This window comes from Brevundimonas albigilva (assembly GCF_023573565.1).
Classification (GTDB): Bacteria; Pseudomonadota; Alphaproteobacteria; order Caulobacterales; family Caulobacteraceae; genus Brevundimonas; species Brevundimonas albigilva.
The window spans coordinates 48,453-65,079 of the sequence record NZ_CP097649.1; the positions used below are offsets into that span (position 1 = coordinate 48,453).

General features: G+C 70.2%; 20 protein-coding genes. 11 read left to right on the top strand and 9 right to left on the bottom strand.

The window, feature by feature from the left end:
• Window positions 1–29 precede the first annotated feature (29 nt).
• Complete coding sequence (rpmH, locus tag M8231_RS00270) at window positions 30–164, bottom strand: 50S ribosomal protein L34 (RefSeq protein ID WP_003164000.1); 135 nt, start codon at window positions 162–164, stop codon at window positions 30–32.
• 128 nt (window positions 165–292) lie between these two features.
• On the opposite strand from rpmH, the gene M8231_RS00275 reads away from it, so the two are divergent.
• From M8231_RS00275 to M8231_RS00285, 3 genes are all read left to right on the top strand, one after another.
• A complete protein-coding gene (locus M8231_RS00275; protein WP_249751690.1) occupies window positions 293–1,042 on the top strand; it encodes a TVP38/TMEM64 family protein in 750 nt (249 codons plus the stop codon).
• Complete coding sequence (locus M8231_RS00280; RefSeq protein WP_249751689.1) at window positions 1,039–2,511, top strand: sensor histidine kinase; 1,473 nt, start codon at window positions 1,039–1,041, stop codon at window positions 2,509–2,511. The genes M8231_RS00275 and M8231_RS00280 overlap by 4 nt, the downstream gene beginning before the upstream one ends.
• 186 nt (window positions 2,512–2,697) lie before the next feature.
• A protein-coding gene (locus M8231_RS00285) for an IS3 family transposase (RefSeq protein ID WP_376785546.1) occupies window positions 2,698–3,887 on the top strand; the annotation gives its coding sequence in 2 pieces (ribosomal slippage) (window positions 2,698–2,956 and window positions 2,956–3,887; 1,191 coding nt in all).
• A 10-nt stretch (window positions 3,888–3,897) separates the two neighbouring features.
• Here M8231_RS00285 and M8231_RS00290 read toward each other — a convergent pair.
• Window positions 3,898–4,053, bottom strand: coding sequence for a hypothetical protein (locus tag M8231_RS00290; protein ID WP_250201995.1), 156 nt, complete (start codon window positions 4,051–4,053; stop codon window positions 3,898–3,900).
• Between the two features lie 124 nt (window positions 4,054–4,177).
• Between M8231_RS00290 and M8231_RS00295 the strand changes: the two genes are divergently transcribed.
• Entirely contained in the window at window positions 4,178–4,708 is a 531-nt protein-coding gene (locus M8231_RS00295; RefSeq protein WP_250201996.1) for a hypothetical protein, read from the top strand.
• On the opposite strand, the gene M8231_RS00300 is transcribed toward M8231_RS00295, so the two are convergent.
• The 3 genes from M8231_RS00300 to M8231_RS00310 form a co-directional block, all read right to left on the bottom strand.
• Window positions 4,705–5,733, bottom strand: coding sequence for an oxidoreductase (locus M8231_RS00300; protein ID WP_250201997.1), 1,029 nt, complete (start codon window positions 5,731–5,733; stop codon window positions 4,705–4,707). The two genes, M8231_RS00295 and M8231_RS00300, sit on opposite strands and share 4 nt — an antisense overlap.
• Complete coding sequence (locus M8231_RS00305; protein WP_249751686.1) at window positions 5,730–6,368, bottom strand: glutathione S-transferase family protein; 639 nt, start codon at window positions 6,366–6,368, stop codon at window positions 5,730–5,732. Before M8231_RS00305 ends, M8231_RS00300 begins: the two co-directional genes overlap by 4 nt.
• A gap of 124 nt (window positions 6,369–6,492) precedes the next feature.
• On the bottom strand, window positions 6,493–7,542 hold the full coding sequence (locus M8231_RS00310; protein WP_249751685.1) for a ribonucleotide-diphosphate reductase subunit beta: 1,050 nt from the start codon (window positions 7,540–7,542) through the stop codon (window positions 6,493–6,495).
• Window positions 7,543–7,802: 260 nt separating this feature from the next.
• On the opposite strand from M8231_RS00310, the gene M8231_RS00315 reads away from it, so the two are divergent.
• Window positions 7,803–9,005 (top strand): acetyl-CoA C-acyltransferase, encoded by a 1,203-nt coding sequence (locus M8231_RS00315; protein ID WP_250201998.1) that lies wholly within the window; start codon window positions 7,803–7,805, stop codon window positions 9,003–9,005.
• Between the two features lie 133 nt (window positions 9,006–9,138).
• Here the strand turns inward: M8231_RS00315 and M8231_RS00320 are convergent, their stop codons facing one another.
• From M8231_RS00320 to M8231_RS00330, 3 genes are read right to left on the bottom strand one after another with little or no spacing between them, the layout of a single operon-like run.
• Window positions 9,139–9,702 carry a demethoxyubiquinone hydroxylase family protein gene (locus M8231_RS00320; RefSeq protein ID WP_249751889.1) on the bottom strand — a complete coding sequence of 188 codons (564 nt, stop codon included), beginning with the start codon at window positions 9,700–9,702 and terminating at the stop codon, window positions 9,139–9,141.
• Window positions 9,703–9,704: 2 nt separating this feature from the next.
• Window positions 9,705–10,247, bottom strand: a complete 543-nt coding sequence (locus tag M8231_RS00325) for a disulfide bond formation protein B (RefSeq protein WP_250201999.1) — start codon at window positions 10,245–10,247, stop codon at window positions 9,705–9,707.
• 37 nt (window positions 10,248–10,284) lie between these two features.
• Window positions 10,285–10,860, bottom strand: coding sequence for a YqaA family protein (locus M8231_RS00330; protein ID WP_249751684.1), 576 nt, complete (start codon window positions 10,858–10,860; stop codon window positions 10,285–10,287).
• A gap of 118 nt (window positions 10,861–10,978) precedes the next feature.
• Between M8231_RS00330 and M8231_RS00335 the strand changes: the two genes are divergently transcribed.
• The 4 genes from M8231_RS00335 to M8231_RS00350 all read left to right on the top strand — a co-directional run bounded on the left by M8231_RS00335 (window position 10,979) and on the right by M8231_RS00350 (window position 14,121).
• A complete protein-coding gene (locus M8231_RS00335) occupies window positions 10,979–11,614 on the top strand; it encodes an exopolysaccharide biosynthesis protein (protein WP_249751683.1) in 636 nt (211 codons plus the stop codon).
• 127 nt (window positions 11,615–11,741) lie between these two features.
• Window positions 11,742–12,842, top strand: a complete 1,101-nt coding sequence (gene hppD, locus M8231_RS00340) for a 4-hydroxyphenylpyruvate dioxygenase (RefSeq protein ID WP_250202000.1) — start codon at window positions 11,742–11,744, stop codon at window positions 12,840–12,842.
• Between the two features lie 6 nt (window positions 12,843–12,848).
• Window positions 12,849–13,028, top strand: a complete 180-nt coding sequence (locus M8231_RS00345) for a hypothetical protein (protein ID WP_249751682.1) — start codon at window positions 12,849–12,851, stop codon at window positions 13,026–13,028.
• 19 nt (window positions 13,029–13,047) lie between these two features.
• Window positions 13,048–14,121: an isoaspartyl peptidase/L-asparaginase family protein gene (locus tag M8231_RS00350; RefSeq protein ID WP_250202001.1), complete on the top strand. Its 1,074-nt coding sequence runs from the start codon at window positions 13,048–13,050 to the stop codon at window positions 14,119–14,121.
• Between the two features lie 58 nt (window positions 14,122–14,179).
• Here M8231_RS00350 and M8231_RS00355 read toward each other — a convergent pair whose 3' ends face one another.
• Complete coding sequence (locus M8231_RS00355) at window positions 14,180–14,962, bottom strand: SapC family protein (protein ID WP_250202002.1); 783 nt, start codon at window positions 14,960–14,962, stop codon at window positions 14,180–14,182.
• Window positions 14,963–15,095: 133 nt separating this feature from the next.
• Between M8231_RS00355 and M8231_RS00360 the strand changes: the two genes are divergently transcribed.
• Together M8231_RS00360 and M8231_RS00365 are read left to right on the top strand one after the other, a co-directional pair.
• Entirely contained in the window at window positions 15,096–15,587 is a 492-nt protein-coding gene (locus tag M8231_RS00360; RefSeq protein ID WP_250202003.1) for a Fur family transcriptional regulator, read from the top strand.
• A gap of 2 nt (window positions 15,588–15,589) precedes the next feature.
• Window positions 15,590–16,480, top strand: a complete 891-nt coding sequence (locus M8231_RS00365; protein WP_249751888.1) for an alpha/beta fold hydrolase — start codon at window positions 15,590–15,592, stop codon at window positions 16,478–16,480.
• The last annotated feature ends 147 nt before the right edge of the window (window positions 16,481–16,627 follow it).

Genomic DNA, 16,627 nt, shown 5'->3' on the forward strand with positions numbered 1-16,627 from the left:
CGTCCTTGGCTTTCGGACGCGAGAGCCGCTTACGCCGTCAGGCGCTTGCGGCCCTTGGCGCGACGGCGCGCAACAATCTTCTGGCCGTTCTTGGTGGCCATCCGGCTGCGGAAGCCGTGACGGCGCTTGCGCACGAGTCGCGACGGCTGATAGGTCCGCTTCACGGTCGGCTCCTGACTCTAAAAGGTTGGGGCGACGGGGCAAAAGGCGTCCGCCGCAGGAAGGGCGGGCGTATAAGTCGAGCAGACGCGCGAGTCAACGGCGCGGCGGGCTTTTCAGGGATGCGGACCGCATGGCGCAACGAACGGCGAAGGAATGGGCGCTCCGGCTTTCGCCGCTGGCCGCCATCGCCGGCGTGGTGGTGCTGTTCTTCGCCCTGGGCTGGAACCGCTATCTGTCGATGGACCTGATCCGCGAGCATGGGCTGAACCTCCAGGCCTATGCGCGCCAGCACTGGTGGATCGCCCTGGTCGCCTTCGTCGCCGTCTATGCGCTGGCCACCGCCTCGACCATTCCCGGGCCGGTGTTCCTGACCCTGCTGGGCGGGATGATGTTCGGGCCGGTCGTGGGCATGCTGGCCCAGGCGACGGGGGCGACGATCGGCTCGGTCGTCATCTACGGCGTCTATCGCACCTCAATCGGCGGCTGGCTGCGCGCCAAGTTCGAGGCGGACGCCGGCTTCATGGATCGGCTGGCCAAGGGCATCGACCGCAACGCCTTCACCACCCTGTTGACCCTGCGACTGATCCCCAGCGTGCCCTTCGTCCTGATCAACGCCACGGCGGGGATGATGGCGGTGCCGCTCAGGCCCTATGTGATCGCGACCTTCCTGGGCCTGTTGCCGTCGACCTTCATCTACACCTGGATCGGGTCGCGGCTGGGCGGGCTGATCCGGGCGGGGGTCCGGCCAGACCTGGAGGTGCTGCTGCGCCAGTTCTTCTGGCCGTTGATGGGGGTGGTCTTCCTGTCCCTGCTGCTGCCGCTGGGCATCAAGCTGGTCCAGGTGGCGCGGCGGCGCCGTCAGGGAGCGGCCCCGGCATGAGCGCCCTGTTCGACCGCATCGCCGCGCGGCTGAAACTGTCGCCCGAGGCGGCCGAGACCTGGCGCGAGCGCCTGCGCCCCCGCGCGCCCGACGGCCTGTCGTCGCGACTGCTGCTGCTGACGGTCGCCTTCACCCTGGCGGTCGAGGCGCTGATCATGGCCCCCAACCTGGCCGCCTTCCACGAGCGCTGGCTGCGCGACCGGCTGCAGGCCGCCGAACTGGCCTCCGTCGGGGTCGAGGCGCTGCCCTATAGCGCGGTCGAGGACGACACGGCGGCCGAACTGATGCGGATCGGCGGGGTCCAGGCCGTGGCCCTGACCGAGCAGGGGGTGCGACGGCTGCTGCTGCAGGCGCCCAACCTGCCGCGCGCGCCCGAACTGATCGACCTGCGCCGCGAGAACATGGGCTCGCGCCTGCTGGACCCCTGGCGCACCCTGTTCGGCCACCCCGACCGGTCGCTGCGCGTCCAGGCCAAGCCGCGCTATCGGTCGGGCGACTTCATCGAGATCGTGACCCCGGCCCAGCCGCTTAAACTGGAACTGAGGGCCTTCCTGCTGAACAGCCTGCTGGTGTCGCTGCTGATCTCGGTCACGGCGGGGGCCCTGCTCTATGGCGGCCTGGCCCTGCTGGTGCTGCGCCCGCTGCGGCGCGTGACCCGGTCGATGGAGCGGTTCGCCGCCGATCCCGAGAGCGATCCCGAGACCCCGTCAGACCGCCACGACGAGATCGGCCGGGTCGAACGCGAACTGGCCCGGATGCAGGACGAGGTGCGCCAGTCCCTGCGCTCGCGCGCGCGCCTGGTGGCCCTGGGCGAGGCGGTGGCCAAGATCAATCACGACCTCAGAAACATGCTGACCTCGGCCCAGATGGCCTCGGAGCGGCTGGCCGCCTCGCCCGATCCGGCGGTGACCAAGGCCCTGCCGCGGCTGGAGCGGGCGCTGGGCCGCGCCGCCGCCCTGTCGCGCAACGTGCTGGAGTACGGCAAGAGCGAGGAGCCCGCGCCGCAGAAGACCCGCGTGGTCCTGACCCAGGCCCTGACCCTGGCGGCCGAGGACGCCGGCCTGGACCCCGACGGCGTGCGCCTGGTCAAGCAGGTGCCGGCCCGTTTCGCCGTGGAGGCCGATCCCGACCAGCTGTATCGGATCCTGGTCAATCTGATGCGCAACGCCCGCCAGGCGATCGAGGCCGATCCCGCCCGCCCGCCCGAGCGACGCGGCAAGGGGGCGATCACCGTCAGCGCCTTCGCCGAGAACGGGGTCTGCGTCGTCCGCATCGCCGACGACGGCCCGGGCATCCCCCCGCGCCTGGCCGCACGCCTGTTCGAGCCCTTTGTCAGCTCCAAACAGTCGGAAGGCACAGGCCTGGGCCTGACCATCTCGCGCGAGCTGGCGGCCCTGCACGGCGGCGACCTGCGGCTGGTGGAGGCGGCCGAGGGCGGGGCGGCGTTCGAGCTGCGCCTGCCCGCCTAGGCCCTATTCCAGCCCGTCCTCGCTGACGACGAAGTCGCGGTTCTCGGCCCGGGCGCGGGCGGCCAGCTCCTCCTGAACCAGGTGCCAGCGGCGCAGGCGTTCGTAGTCGATGGCGTGTTCGGGTGACGTGACCCCCTGAAACTCCTCCAGGAATAGCTAGAGTCCGCCCAACGAAGGACGGACAGAATGAAGCGATCGAGGTTCACGGAAGAGCAGATCATCGGGATCCTGCGGGAGCAGGAGGCCGGTGTGGCGACGGCGGAGGTGTGCCGACGCCACGGGGTCAGCTCGGCGACCTTTTATAAATGGAAGGCCAAGTTTGGCGGGCTCGACGTGTCGGAGGCTCGGCGGCTCAAGGCGCTCGAGGATGAGAACGCCCGGCTGAAGCGGATGCTGGCGGACGCGATGCTGGACAACGTGGCCCTGAAGGACGTGCTGGGAAAAAAGTGGTGACGCCCGCCGGCTATCGCGAGGCGGCTGGCCATCTGCAGGCCGCCTACGAGATGAGCGAAAGGCGGGCGTGTCGTGTTCTGGGCGTCGATCGGACGAGCGTGCGCTATCAGGCGACGCGCCCGGACGACGGCGCTCTGCGCGACCGGCTGAAGGCCCTGGCCCAGGAACGTCGACGGTTCGGCTATCGTCGCCTGCACGTGCTGCTGCGGCGCGAGGGCCATGCGGTCAACAGGAAGCGGGTCCAGCGGATCTATCGCGAGGAGCGATTGACGGTGCGCCGGCGCGGCGGCCGGAAGCGAGCGATGGGCACGCGGCGACCACTGGACCTGCCGCTGGCGCCCAACCAGCGCTGGTCGCTGGACTTCGTCGCAGACCAGATGACGGACGGGCGGCGCTTCCGCATCCTGACGGTGATCGATAACTGCACGCGCGAGTGCCTGGCGCTGGTGGCCGACACCTCGCTGTCGGGCGCGCGGGTCGTGCGGGAGTTGGACGCCGTCATCCGGCAGCGAGGGCGGCCCGACACCATCGTCAGCGACAACGGCACGGAGTACACCTCGAACGCTGTCCTGGCCTGGGCCGACGACACCGGCGTCGGCTGGCATTACATCGCACCGGGCAAGCCCCAGCAGAACGGCTTCAACGAAAGCTTCAACGGGCGGCTGCGTGACGAGCTGCTGAACGAGACGCTGTTCCGCTCGCTGCCGCACGCTCGCGCCGTGCTGGAGGCGTGGCGACGCGATTACAACGAGCAGCGTCCGCACTCGAAGCTCGGGTGGCTGACGCCGCAGGCTTATGCAGAAGCGCTCACCGGAAACATCGGCCGGCCTGCTGCGCTGGTTGATGGCTGCGCAGACCGGCCTCTTGCCAACCCAGCCAATCACGGCTCAGATCAACCTAGGACTCTCGTTATGGCTGGATGAGAAACGGGGGTCACGTCACGGGCGAGGCGTCCAGCCAGTCGCGGAAGTCCGCCAGCTGGATTCGCGCGTTCGGCGCCGACAGATCGGGCAGGGCCGGCACATTGGGCAGGCGGCGCGCCACCGAGGGCGGGATCGGGAAGTCCCCGGACGAGGTGCTCAGGATCATGGCTGCGCCGGCGGCTGAAGGAACGCCCGACCATGCCCGATCATCGGGCCTTGGCCAACCTTTTCCGGCCTTGCGCATTTCAAGCTTGAGTGTTCCAGTCTGAAGCCCTTCGGGAGAGCGAGCGATGAAAGCGTCCGTTGCCTTGACCCTGGCCTTGGCCGCCGCGCTGAGCGTCGCCGGCGTCGCGTCCGCCCTCGAACAGGGGCAGGACGGGGGGGAGGCCGGGACGCCCGCCCCCTCCGCCTCGACGGCCTATCGCGCGCCCGACGGCTATCGCGACCAGCGCGCCCTTCCCGACGCCCACGATCCGGCCGCGCGCGAGGCGCTGCTGCAGGCGCGCGGAGAAGCCTATCGCCGGGCCCCCGACAGTCAGCAGACCGAGGCCGAACTGGCCGCCACGCGCGCCCTGAACGCCGAGATCGTGGCCCAGAACGACCTGGCCGCCAAACAGGAAGAGGCGGACCGCCTGGCCCACGACGCCGCCCTGGCCCGCTATCAGATCGAGGTGCGCCAGACCGAGGAGCGCGCCCATGCCGAGGCCGAGGCGGCCCGCGCCGCCCAGGACCAGTACGACCGCGACTACGCCGCCTGGATGGAGCGGGTCAAAGCCTGTCAGTCGGGCGTCCGCGCCGCCTGCGCCGTTCCCAATCCCTAGAGCGGCTGTTCGCCCCGACGCTGCGCGCTCAGAAGCCCGGCCTCCAGCACCTCCATCACCGCGATCGCCTGCGCCGGCGGAACCGGATTGGGCGCGCGGCCGCGCAGGGCCAGGGCGATCTGGTCGTAGTAGCGGCGATAGTCGCCTGAGGCGTCGTCCGTGGGCGTGCGCGCGCCCGTCAGGCCGTCGACCAGGGTCCCGGGGCGCGGATCCAGGCCCCAGCCGTCGCCCCCGGCGCGGCCGTGCGCCTTCAGCTGGTCCTCCTGCACGTCCAGGCCCGACTTGATCCAGGCGGCGCGGTCGCCCTGGACGGAAAAGCGCAGGTCCGGCGCCGGGCTGGTCATGTCGGCGTGGAGGATGGCCCGGAAATCCTCGTAGCGCAGCACGGCGTGGGCGTAGTCCGTCGCCTGCCCGCCCTGGCGCAGGATCGCCAGGTCCGCCGTGATCGCCAGCGGCCGGCCGAACAGGACCAGCGCCTGGTCGATCAGGTGCGGGCCCAGGTCGTACCAGATCCCCGCGCCGGGCGTGTCCGCCTCGCGCCAGCGGTCGCGCACCTGCGGGCGGAAGCGATCGAAATGGCTCTCGAACCGGAGGATGCGCCCCAGGCGCCCTGCGGCGATCAGGGCCTGAAGCGTCAGGAAGTCGGCGTCCCAGCGGCGGTTGTGAAAGACCGACAGCAGCAGGCCGCGCGCCTGGGCCAGGTCGGCCAGGCCCCGCGCCTCGGCCACGGTCAGGGTGAAGGGCTTGTCGACGACCACGGCGCGGCCGGCCTCCAGCGCCTGGCGGGCCATCGGCGCGTGAAGCGCATTGGGCGCGGCGATCACGACCAGGCCGACCTCGGGATCGGCCAGGGCGGCGTCCAGGTCGGCGACCGCCTTCGCATCCGGCCAGTCGGCTTTCACGGCCTCGCCCTGGCTGGACACGACGGCGTCCAGCCGCAGGCCTTCGGCCGCCGCGATCAGCGGGGCGTGGAAGGTCTTTCCGGCATAGCCGTAGCCGACCAGGGCGACGCCGACGGGCTTCACGCGCCGGCCTTCATCTCGGCGATCAGGGCGTCGTCGATCTCTCTCGCGCGGACGGCGGCCGGACGGGCCATCAGCCGGGCGGCGTAGGCCTGGAAGGCGGGGCGCTCGGGCAGGGTCTTGAACATCAGGCCCCAGGCGACCTGGCTGCCGACATAGACGTCGGCGGCGGTGAACTGGTCGCCCAGCAGCCAGGGCCCGCCCTGTTCCACGGCGTATTCCAGGGCGTCGACCGTCTGGTCGAACGAGCCGTAGCCGACCGTGGCCGACTTGTCGGACGGGGCCAGCAGGCCCAGCGACTTGGCGGTGACCGCCGCCTCCACCGGCCCGGCGGCGAAGAACATCCAGCGATAGTAGAGGCCGCGCTTCGAGTCATCGACCGCCGGCGCCAGCTTCGCCTCGGGAAAGGCGTCGGCCAGCCAGGCGCAGATGGCCGCGCCCTCGGTCACCGTCACGCCGCCGTGGACGACGGCCGGCACCTTGCCCATCGGATTGATCGCCAGATAGTCGGCCGACTTCATCGTCGTGCCATAGTCCAGCACCTCGGTCCGGTACGGCCGGCCGACCTCCTCCAGCATCCAGCGGACGATGCGCCCGCGCGACATGGGGTTGGTGTAGAAGACGATCTCGTCGGTCATGGCGTATCTCCCTCGCCGAGGAAGATACGCCATGACTTTCCTTTGGCCTACCGCGCTTCGCGCTGCTTGAGGCCGCTTTACCTTCGGCCTACCGCGCTTCGCGCTGCTTGAGGCCTGGCCGTCGTCAGCCCGCGACCAGGCTCATGTCGCGACGGGCCATCATGCGGTCGAACTCGGTCCAGACGCCGTCGGCGCCGTGCCAGTTCCCCTGCGTCGCCGCCTTGGAATATTCGGTGGCGCGGGCCTCGAAGAAGTTGGCGTGTTCGACGCCGCTGAGCAGCGACTGCAGCCAGGGCAGGGGGTTTTCCTTCACCCCATAGACTTCCGGCAGCTTCAGCTGGCGCAGGCGCCAGTCGGCGATGAAGCGGATGTACTGCTTGATGTCGTCGGGCGTCATGCCGTCGACCGCGCCCATTTCGAAGGCCAGGTCGATGAACTTGTCCTCCATCTTCACCACCGTCTGGCAGCAGTCGACGATGTCGTCGGCCACCGCCTTGGTCACCGCGCCCGTCTCCTTGTTGAAGGCGTGGTACAGCTTGATGATGCCCTCGCAGTGCAGGCTCTCGTCGCGCACCGACCAGGACACGATCTGGCCCATGCCCTTCATCTTATTCAGGCGCGGGAAGTTCATCAGCATGGCGAAGCTGGCGAACAGCTGGACGCCTTCGGAGAAGCCGCCGAACATGGCCAGGGTCCGGCAGATGTCGGCGTCGCTGTCGACCCCGAACTGGCCCATGTAGTCGTGCTTGTCCCGCATGGCCTCGTATTCCATGAAGGCGCCGAACTCGCTCTCGGGCATGCCGATGGTTTCCAGCAGCAGGGCGTAGGCCGCGATATGGATGGTCTCCATATTGCCGAAGGCGGCCAGCATCATCTTCACCTCGGTCGGTTTGAAGACCCGGCCGTAGCGTTCCATGTAGTTGTCCTGCACCTCGATGTCCGCCTGGGTGAAGAAGCGGAAGATCTGGGTCAGCAGGTTGCGTTCGTTGTCGTTCAGGGTCGAGGCCCAGTCCTTGACGTCCTCGCCCAGCGGCACCTCTTCCGGCATCCAGTGGACCTGCTGCTGCTTCTTCCACATGTCGAACGCCCACGGATAGCGGAAGGGCTTGTAGGCGGCGGAGGGCGTCAGCAGGCCGGGCGCGTCGGCGCGGATGATCGGGGTGACGGCGTTCATCGGGCGAGGACCTTTGGCGGGAGAGCGAATCCGAACAGGCGTTCACCATGCGACTCGTCGCTTCCGGCGCCAAGGGCAATTTCCCCTATTTAGCGATCACATTTTGCTAGACCGCTATATCTGGTGTTCTGTGGCAAGTTCCTTGGGGACGGGGCTGGGGACGATTTCCCGGGCTTGCCTTGACGCGGGGAGAGGCGCCTAAAGTTCCGCCGAAACAAGGACGCGGCACGCCGTCGCGCCGACCCGGAAGGAAACCACCCATGCGCGAAGCCGTCATCGTCTCCACCGCCCGCACCCCGATCGGCCGCGCCTATCGCGGGGCCTTCAACGACACCCAGGCGCAGGCGCTGGGCGCCCATGCGGTGCGCCACGCCGTCCAGCGCGCCGGCGTCGACCCGGCCGAGATCGAGGACGTGGTCATGGGCGCCGCCCTGCAGCAGGGCTCGACCGGCACCAACGTGGCGCGCCAGATCGCCCTGGCCGCGGGCCTGCCGTCGTCGGTTCCGGGCATGAGCCTGGACCGCCAGTGCGCCTCGGGCCTGATGGGGATCGCCACGGCGGCCAAGCAGGTGATCTTCGACCAGCAGAAGATGGCCGTCGGCGGGGGGCTGGAGTCGATCTCCCTGGTCCAGAACCCGCACATGAACCTGCACCGCTTCAAGGACGAGGACCTGCTGAAGCTGTCGCCGCACATCTACATGTCGATGCTGGAGACGGCCGAGGTGGTGGCGCGCCGCTACGGCATCGACCGCGACCGCCAGGACGAGTATGCGCTGCAGTCCCAGCAGCGGACGGCTCAGGCCCAGGCCGAGGGGCGGCTGGACGCCGAGATCGTTCCCATGACCACGACCATGCTGGTCACGGACAAGGCGACGGGCGAGACTTCGTCGAAGGAGATCACCCTGTCCAAGGACGAGGGCAACCGGCCCGATACGACGCTGGAAGGCCTGAAGGCGCTGAAGCCCGTCTTCGGCGGCGGCGAGGAGATCCAGCAGGGCGAATACATCACCGCCGGCAACGCCAGCCAGCTGTCGGACGGCGCCTCGGCCTGCGTGATCATGGAGGCCGGCGAGGCGGTGAAGCGCAACCTCCAGCCGCTGGGCGCCTATCGCGGCATGGCGGTGGCCGGCTGCGAGCCGGACGAGATGGGCATCGGCCCGGTCTATGCTGTGCCCAAGCTGCTGAAGCGTCACGGCCTGACGGTGGACGACATCGGCATCTGGGAGCTGAACGAGGCCTTTGCGGTGCAGGTGCTGTATTGCCGCGACACCCTGGGCATTCCCAACGACCGGCTGAACGTCTCGGGCGGCGCCATCTCGATCGGCCACCCCTACGGCATGTCGGGCGCGCGGATGACCGGCCATGTGCTGATCGAGGGCAAGCGGCGCGGCGCGAAATACGGCGTCGTCACCATGTGCGTCGGCGGCGGCATGGGCGCGGCGGGGCTGTTCGAGATCTATTGAGGGGCCTTACCCCTCCGTCATCCTCGGGCTCGACCCGAGGATCGGATGCGGGTCAGGCTGTGCGCCTGAGGCGGACGCAGAGCGGCGGAAAAGCCGGCCCTCGGGTCGAGCCCGAGGGTGACGGCGATGGGGATCACACCTTCTCGCTGACCTTGATCGCCACCCTGCAGCCCGCCTTGATCACGCCGCTGAGCAGGCGATAGGCCGGCGCCTCGCGGCTGCCGTGTTCGATCGCGTGGTCGTGGTGGGCCAGCTCCTCGTCGCGGAACTGCTTCAGCTCGGCGGCCAGGGCCGGGTCGCGGTCGCCGATCTCGGCGATCTGGTCGGCGTAATGCTGCTCGATCACGCTTTCGACCGCCTCGGTGCAGGCATGGGCCGCCTTCTCGCCGATCAGGGCGGTGCCGGCGCCCAGCGCCGAGGCCGCCAGCCGCCAGACCGGCGTCATCGCCGTGGGCCGCACCTTGCGTTCGTTCAGCAGCCTTTCGAACCGGGCCAGGTGGACCGCCTCCTGGTCCTGCATCTCGGCCAGGTCGTGGGTGATCGCCTCGCGGCCCTTCCTCGCCTCGAACACCGCGCGCTGGGCGCGGTAGATCAGGACGGCGGCGTATTCCCCGGCGTGGTCGACGCGCAGGATCTCGTCCATCCGGGCCTTGTCGGCGCCCTGGCCGGGGCGGGGCAGCGGGATGCGGTCGCTCATGGTCAGGCCTTTTCGATGCGCGGGGCGCGGGCGTCCTTGGGACGCTTGGCGGCCAGCAGGCTGAACGTCGCAAGCGCCAGGGAGATCAGGACGTTCCATCCGGCCATCGACAGGCCCAGCCAGCTCCAGGCCACGTCGCCGCATGACGGCAGGGGGCCGGCGGGCGCGGTTCCGGCCGCCAGGGCCGCCAGGGCGTCGACATCCACCGACGCGCCGCCCATGCAGGTCGCGGGCAGGGCCCACCAGCCCTGCTCGCCGCCCAGGTGGAACAGGGCCGTGATCGCGCCGGTGGCGAAGACGGCGGCCAGCAGGAAGGCGGCGATGCGCGGCGTGCCCCGTCGGCCGCCGCTGAACAGGGTCCAGCCCGTGGCCAGCACGGCGATGGCCACCGCGCCCCAATAGACCTCGCGCTGCTTGAGACAGAGATTGCACGGCGCCAGTCCGCCGAACCGCTCGAAGGCGTGGGCGGCGCCCAGCATGGCCAGCGACGCCGCAAGCGCAAAGGCGGTCCACCAGCGGGTCAGGAGGCGATAGGCGGCTCTCATCGATCGGGTTCTAGACCGGCGCGCGGTCCGCGTCGACTTACAGAAGCTTCACGACGACGACGGTGCCGACCAGGACGGCCAGGCCGATCCCCGTCCACAACGCCAACCGCTTTTCGACCTGGGCCAGCATGGCGGGGCCCCACCGCTTCAGGACCCAGGCCTCCAGGAAGAACCGGCCCCCGCGGGTGACGACAGAGGCGGCCACGAAGGCCGGGAAGCTGAAGGCCGCCAGGCCGGAGGCGATGGTCACCAGCTTGTAGGGAATGGGGGTCAGCCCCTTGATCAGGATGACCCACAGGCCCCAGTCGTCGAACCAGGCGCGGAACTGCGCCAGTCCGTCCGAATGGCCCAGCAGGCGCATCAGCATCAGCCCGACGTCGGTCAGGAAGAAGCCGATGGCGTAGCCCAGCATCCCGCCCGCCACCGAGGCCGCCGTGCAGACGGCCGCATAGACATAGGCCCGGTCCGGCCGGGCCAGGATCATCGGCGCCAGCATGACGTCGGGCGGGATCGGAAAGACCGAACTTTCGGCGAAGGACACCAGGGCCAGGGCGGGCGTGGCGTGGCGGCTGCGCGCCAGGGCGAAGACGCGGTCGTAGAGCTTGCGAAGCATGAAATCCCTGGGAAATCCCTGGCGGCGTCCGCATCGGCGCCGCCCTTGCGGCAACCGATAGCAGGGCTGCGACATTGCGTCATCCGACGCCGGAACGCGGCGTCGCTACATCCCCGCCATGACCGACGCCCGGACGCCCGAACAGAAAGACGACGTCAGCCACAACGTCACGCGCCTGCTTCGCCGCCTGGCCGACGACGGCGGCGACCGGGGCCTGACGCTGCACGAAATCCGCGACCGGATGGACGAGCGCGCCTATGGGCTGCTGATCCTGCTGCTGTCCATTCCCTGCCTGGTTCCGGGTCTCTACGGGGTGCCGCAGGTGGTCGGGGTGATCATCATCCTGGTTGCCGCCCAGCTGCTGGTCGGGCGCGAGGAGCCCTGGCTGCCGCGCTGTATGCTGGATTTGCGGGCCAGGGGGTCGTGGCTGAAGGCGATGGCCGACTTCGCGGAATCGAAGCTGTCCTGGATCGACCGGCTGTCGCGGCCGCGCCTGACCCGCTTCGCCGACGGGCCGGGCGAGAAGCTGGCGGCGGTCTTCATGATCCTGGCCACCCTGACCATCGTCCTGCCGATGACCAACACCATCCCCTCGATCGCCCTGGCCCTGCTGTCGGTCGGCCTGATCCAGCGGGACGGCCTGTTCGTCATCGCCGGGGCGGCGGTCGCCACGGCCTGGCTAACGCTGCTGGGCGCGCTGGCGGCCGGTCTCCTGCTGGGCGCCGAGTGGGCGACCCGGCTTCTGCCGGGGTGAGGGCGCACGCCGTCATCAACTCCCCGTGGCTTCGCCTTGGCGTTCGGGCGTTCGGCGACTAGGTTCCGGCCCAATCGGCGGCCCCGGCTGGGTAAGTCCGCCCCAACGACATGGCAGGAGACGCATCATGCACGACATGCCCCCCAACGATGCAGCGAAGCAGCTGGACCAGGACAACCCCCTCGGCGTCGACGGTTTCGAGTTCGTCGAGTTCACCGGCCCCGAGCCCGAGGCCATGATCTCGCGGCTGGAGACCATGGGCTTCACCCAGACGCACGTGAACCCGAAGACCGACGTGGTGCGCCTGAAGCAGGGCGACATCTCCTTCCTGGTGCACCGTTCGCCCAAGGGCCAGGCCGCGGACTTCGCCACGGATCACGGCCCGTCGGCCAATGGCATGGCCTTCCGCACCACCGACGCCAAGGCCGCCTACGAAGGCGCGCTGGCGCGGGGCGCCGTGGCGGCCCAGGGCGCGAACGGCGGGGCGCTGGGCGACCACCCCTATATCCTGCAGGGCATCGGCGGCAGCCTGCTCTATGTCATCGACCAGTATGGCGACGCCGGCTCCCTGTATGACGCCTGGGACGAGATCGAGGGCTGGGAAGAGGCCGAGCGCAAGAACTCGGTCGGCCTGGAGATCCTGGACCACCTGACCCACAACGTGCGGCGGGGCCAGATGCGGACCTGGTCCGGCTTCTACAACTCGATCTTCAACTTCGAGGAGCAGAAGTATTTCGACATCAAGGGCAAGGCGACCGGGCTGTTCTCCCAGGCCATGATCGCGCCCGACCGCGCCATCCGCATCCCGCTGAACGAGAGCCAGGACGAGAACTCCCAGATCGAGGAGTTCATCCGCCGCTACAACGGCGAGGGCATCCAGCACATCGCCCTGACGACCGAGAACATCTTCGAGACGGTCGAGGCCATGCGCGAACGCGGCGTCGCCTTCCAGGACACGATCGAGACCTATTTCGAACTGATCGACAAGCGCCTGCCTAACCACGGCGAGGACGTGGAGCGGATGCGCAAGAACCGCATCCTGATCGACGGCTCGGACGAGGAAGGCCTGCTGCTGCAGATCTTCACCGAGGACACCTTCGGCCCGATCTTCTTCGAGATCATCCAGCGGAAGGGCAACGAGGGCTTCGGCAACGGCAACTTCCAGGCCCTGTTCGATTCGATCGAGCTGGACCAGATCCGGCGCGGCGTCATCAAGGTCGACGCCTAGGTGAGGATGCGGCCGCCGCACTGGCTTCCCTGGCTCGGCCCGCTGCTGGCGGCCGGGGCCGGGGCGCTGGCGGGCGAATACTGGCTGGGCGGCGGCTTCTGGGTCGTGCTGATCGCCGCCTTGGTCTGCGGTTTCGCCCCGATCGTCGCCTATCGCATCTGGAAGCGGATGCATCACCGGTCCTGACGGATCGAGGGGGAACGTCATGAAGTTCGTCGCGCTGGCCGCCGCCCTGTCGCTGATGGCCGCCTCGGCCGCCGCCGCCCAGCCGGCCGGGGACGCCCCGCGCTGGTCGCTGGCCATCCACGGCGGGGCGGGCGTGATCGAGCGGTCCAGCCTGACCCCGGAACAGGACGCGGCCTATCGCGCGGCCCTCCAGAAGGCGCTGGAGGCCGGGTCGGCCGTGCTCGAATCCGGCGGGGCGGCGCTGGACGCCGTGCAGGCGGCGATCCAGGTCATGGAGGACGATCCGCTGTTCAACGCGGGGCGCGGCGCCGTCTTCACCGCCGCGGGGCGCAACGAGCTGGACGCCGCCGTGATGAACGGCCCCGACCTGACCGCCGGCGCCGTGGCGGGCCTGACCACCACCCGCCATCCCATCGCCGCCGCCCGCGCGGTGATGGAGCGCTCGCCCCACGTCATGCTGATCGGCGCCGGCGCGGACGCCTTCGCCGCCTCGCAGGGCCTGGAGCAGGTCGAGCCGGCGTGGTTCTTCACCCAGCGTCGATGGGACCAGCTGATCCGGGCGCTGACGGAGCAGGGCGCGGCCCTGCCGCCCCTGCCGCCGGCCGGCGCGCCCGGCTCGCCGATCGGCGGCCTGGCCTCCACGCAGCCCGCGCCGCCGCTGGACGAGAAGAAGTTCGGCACGGTCGGGGCCGTCGCGCTGGACGCCCAAGGACGGCTCGCGGCCGGAACCTCGACCGGGGGCATGACGGCCAAGCGCTGGGGCCGGGTCGGCGACGTGCCGATCATCGGCGCCGGCACCTACGCCTCGAACGCCGACGGCTGCGCGGTCTCGGCGACGGGCTCGGGCGAATATTTCATCCGCTCCACCGTGGCGCGCGACATCTGCCGCCGCACCGCCGAGGGCGCCTCCGTCCAGGCCGCCGCCGAGGCCGAGATCGCCGAGGTGGGCGCCATCGGCGGCGACGGGGGCGTCATCGTCATGGGCCGGGACGGCGCGGTCGCCTTCGCCCTGAACACCTCGGGCATGTATCGCGGGCAGGCCGGCGCCGGGCGCCCGGCCCGCGTCGCCATCTACGCCGACGAAGGGCGCTGAAACGAAAAACGCCCCGCCGAATCCTCGGCGGGGCGTCGGATCGTCAGGCCGTCGACGCTCAGGCGTTGGCGGCGACCGGGGGCGCGGCACGCAGCAGGGTCATGGCGATCAGGCGATCCCAGCCCAGCAGCGACACCAGGTGGGCGTAGATCTGGCCCAGGGCGCCGTTGTCGCGCAGCTCCACCAGCTTTTCGGCCGGCAGGGCCTTCAGCTTGTCTTCCGACACCGCATAATATTCCGCGAGCTTCTGGGGCGCGCCGGCCGTGCCGTCCGGGTTGCGCGGCGTGAAGCTGGCCTCGCGCACCTCCAGCAGGTCCAGGTCCTCCATCAGCTTGACGAAGGATTCGGTGCGCACCCGCTCCTGTTCGAAGCTGTTGCAGAACTCCATCGCCATCTTGACGTAGTCGCTGGGCTGGCCGTCGACGAACAGCGGGTTCAGGCCGCCCTCGACCACGATGTCGGCGCCGCGGTCGACGCAAAGGATCAGGCGCTGGTTGGACTTGTCGTCGGCGAAGACGAACGGATAGCGGCGCACGAAGGCGGGGATGTAGGCGTCGGGGCGGAAATCGCCCTCGGGCGACACGAACAGGTTCTCGCCGTTGCGCAGGCCCATGACGGCGGCGGGCTGCTTCTGGGCGCCCATGAAGATGACCGGATAGGACAGGGCGGCGGCGGCGAACTCGGTCACCGTCAGCGGGACGAAGTTGGTCTGACCCACGAAGGCGTAGGGCTTTTCGGCGGCGTTGACGCCCAGGGTCTGGTGCTGGGCCGGATCCAGCGGCTCCGGCTGCTTGTAGAAGAGGACGGCGCCTTCGAGCGGCGATTGGAGGGTGTCGGTCATGGAAGCCCGGACGCTTGAGAGGGGAAAGAGGCGCGCCTTCTAGCCCAGGCCCGCCCTGTCGGCAAACCGTCGCGCGTCATGATCGGCCGCGGTTCATGTTGCGGCGGGGGCGGCCAGCCATTAGCTGTGGCGCATGGGTTCCGCCTGCGACCACGACCACGACCTGTCCGGCCTCCACGGCGGCGCCCTGGCGCGCGCGCTGCAGGCGGCCGAACGCCGCGCGGCCGAGAGCGGGGAGCGGATGACCGCCCCGCGCCGCCGCGTGCTGGCGCTGCTGCTGGAGGCGGGGGAGCCGGTGAAGGCCTACGACCTGATCGCCCGCTTCGGCGAGGACGGCCAGGCCGCCAAGCCCCCCACCGTCTATCGCGCGCTGGAGTTCCTGGAGAAACTGGGGCTGGCCCACCGGATCGCCTCGATCAGCGCCTATGTCGCCTGCGCCGAGCACGACGGCGGGTCCGCCCACGCCGCGGCCTTCCTGATCTGCGACTGCTGCGGCGCCACGCGCGAGATCAGCGGGCCGGACCAGGGCGTCATCGACGCGGCGGCGGCCGACGCCGGCTACGCCATCGCCCGCACCACGATCGAGGCGCACGGCCGCTGCGGCGCCTGCCGCGAGGCCGGGTGATCGTGGACGCGGCGCTGCTGACCCCGCCGCGCCGCCTGTCCGTCCCAGTGGCTAACCGCTGGGGCGCGGGGACGATGGCGGTGATGGACTACGGCGACCCGGCCCGGCCGGTGGACCTGGTCTTCTCGCACGCCAACGGTTTCAACGCCGCCACCTATCGCAGCCTGCTGTCGCCGCTGTCGGCCTCGCTCAGGATCTGGGCGCCGGACCTGCGGGGTCACGGGCGCTCCACCCTGCCCACCTTCGCCCGGCCCAAGACCAGCTGGCTGGATCACCGCGACGACCTGCTGGCGTTGCTGGCGGCCATCGACGGCCCCCCGGTGGTGCTGGCGGGTCATTCGATGGGCGGGACCGCGTCGCTCCTGGCCGCCGCCGAACGGCCCGAGCGGGTCTCGAGCCTGGTCCTGTTCGACCCGGTGATCTGGCGGCGCTCGGCGGTTCTCGCCTTCCAGCTTCCGTTCGCGCACCGCTTCGCCTCGCGCATCCCGATCGCGGCCGCCACCCTGCGCCGTCGCGCCGCGTTCGACAGCCGCGAGCAGGCCATGACCGCCTATCGCGGACGCGGAGCCTTCAAGGGCTGGCCCGACATGGTGCTGGCCGACTATCTGAGCGACGGCCTGGCCGAGACGCCGGACGGCTTCGTCCTGGCCGCCGCCCCGGCGTGGGAGGCGGCCAACTACGCGGCCCAGGCGCACGACCCCTGGCGGGCCCTGCGGCGCTATCGCGGCCCGGTGCGCATCCTGAAGGCCCAGCACGGCGCGCTGACGCACGTGCCCGCCCATCCCCGCGGCCTGCCGCACGTCACGGTCGAGACGGTGGCCGGCGGCGGCCATCTGTTCCCCATGACCCACGCCGACGTCGCCCGCGACGCCCTGTTCGAGGCGGCGGTCTGACGGGGGGAGAAATCGGTATGCGGATCGTTCGGGGGCGTGGTAAGGGCGCCGCTGAGCATAACCCCGTCCGAGACGCCGTTGTCCTTCTTTCACGCCGGTTCCGCGCCCCAAGGCGGCGGTCCCCGCCCCGGGGGGCTGCGCGACGGC

What these genes read in the sequence shown, in the direction of transcription:
- M8231_RS00275 (WP_249751690.1), top strand. Translation starts at nt 293, where the DNA reads ATGGCGCAACGAACGGCGAAGGAATGGGCGCTCCGGCTTTCGCCGCTG.
- M8231_RS00280 (WP_249751689.1), top strand. Translation starts at nt 1,039, where the DNA reads ATGAGCGCCCTGTTCGACCGCATCGCCGCGCGGCTGAAACTGTCGCCC.
- M8231_RS00290 (WP_250201995.1), bottom strand. Translation starts at nt 4,053, where the DNA reads ATGATCCTGAGCACCTCGTCCGGGGACTTCCCGATCCCGCCCTCGGTG.
- M8231_RS00295 (WP_250201996.1), top strand. Translation starts at nt 4,178, where the DNA reads ATGAAAGCGTCCGTTGCCTTGACCCTGGCCTTGGCCGCCGCGCTGAGC.
- M8231_RS00305 (WP_249751686.1), bottom strand. Translation starts at nt 6,368, where the DNA reads ATGACCGACGAGATCGTCTTCTACACCAACCCCATGTCGCGCGGGCGC.
- M8231_RS00310 (WP_249751685.1), bottom strand. Translation starts at nt 7,542, where the DNA reads ATGAACGCCGTCACCCCGATCATCCGCGCCGACGCGCCCGGCCTGCTG.
- M8231_RS00315 (WP_250201998.1), top strand. Translation starts at nt 7,803, where the DNA reads ATGCGCGAAGCCGTCATCGTCTCCACCGCCCGCACCCCGATCGGCCGC.
- M8231_RS00320 (WP_249751889.1), bottom strand. Translation starts at nt 9,702, where the DNA reads ATGAGCGACCGCATCCCGCTGCCCCGCCCCGGCCAGGGCGCCGACAAG.
- M8231_RS00325 (WP_250201999.1), bottom strand. Translation starts at nt 10,247, where the DNA reads ATGAGAGCCGCCTATCGCCTCCTGACCCGCTGGTGGACCGCCTTTGCG.
- M8231_RS00330 (WP_249751684.1), bottom strand. Translation starts at nt 10,860, where the DNA reads ATGCTTCGCAAGCTCTACGACCGCGTCTTCGCCCTGGCGCGCAGCCGC.
- M8231_RS00335 (WP_249751683.1), top strand. Translation starts at nt 10,979, where the DNA reads ATGACCGACGCCCGGACGCCCGAACAGAAAGACGACGTCAGCCACAAC.
- hppD (WP_250202000.1), top strand. Translation starts at nt 11,742, where the DNA reads ATGCACGACATGCCCCCCAACGATGCAGCGAAGCAGCTGGACCAGGAC.
- M8231_RS00345 (WP_249751682.1), top strand. Translation starts at nt 12,849, where the DNA reads ATGCGGCCGCCGCACTGGCTTCCCTGGCTCGGCCCGCTGCTGGCGGCC.
- M8231_RS00350 (WP_250202001.1), top strand. Translation starts at nt 13,048, where the DNA reads ATGAAGTTCGTCGCGCTGGCCGCCGCCCTGTCGCTGATGGCCGCCTCG.
- M8231_RS00355 (WP_250202002.1), bottom strand. Translation starts at nt 14,962, where the DNA reads ATGACCGACACCCTCCAATCGCCGCTCGAAGGCGCCGTCCTCTTCTAC.
- M8231_RS00360 (WP_250202003.1), top strand. Translation starts at nt 15,096, where the DNA reads ATGGGTTCCGCCTGCGACCACGACCACGACCTGTCCGGCCTCCACGGC.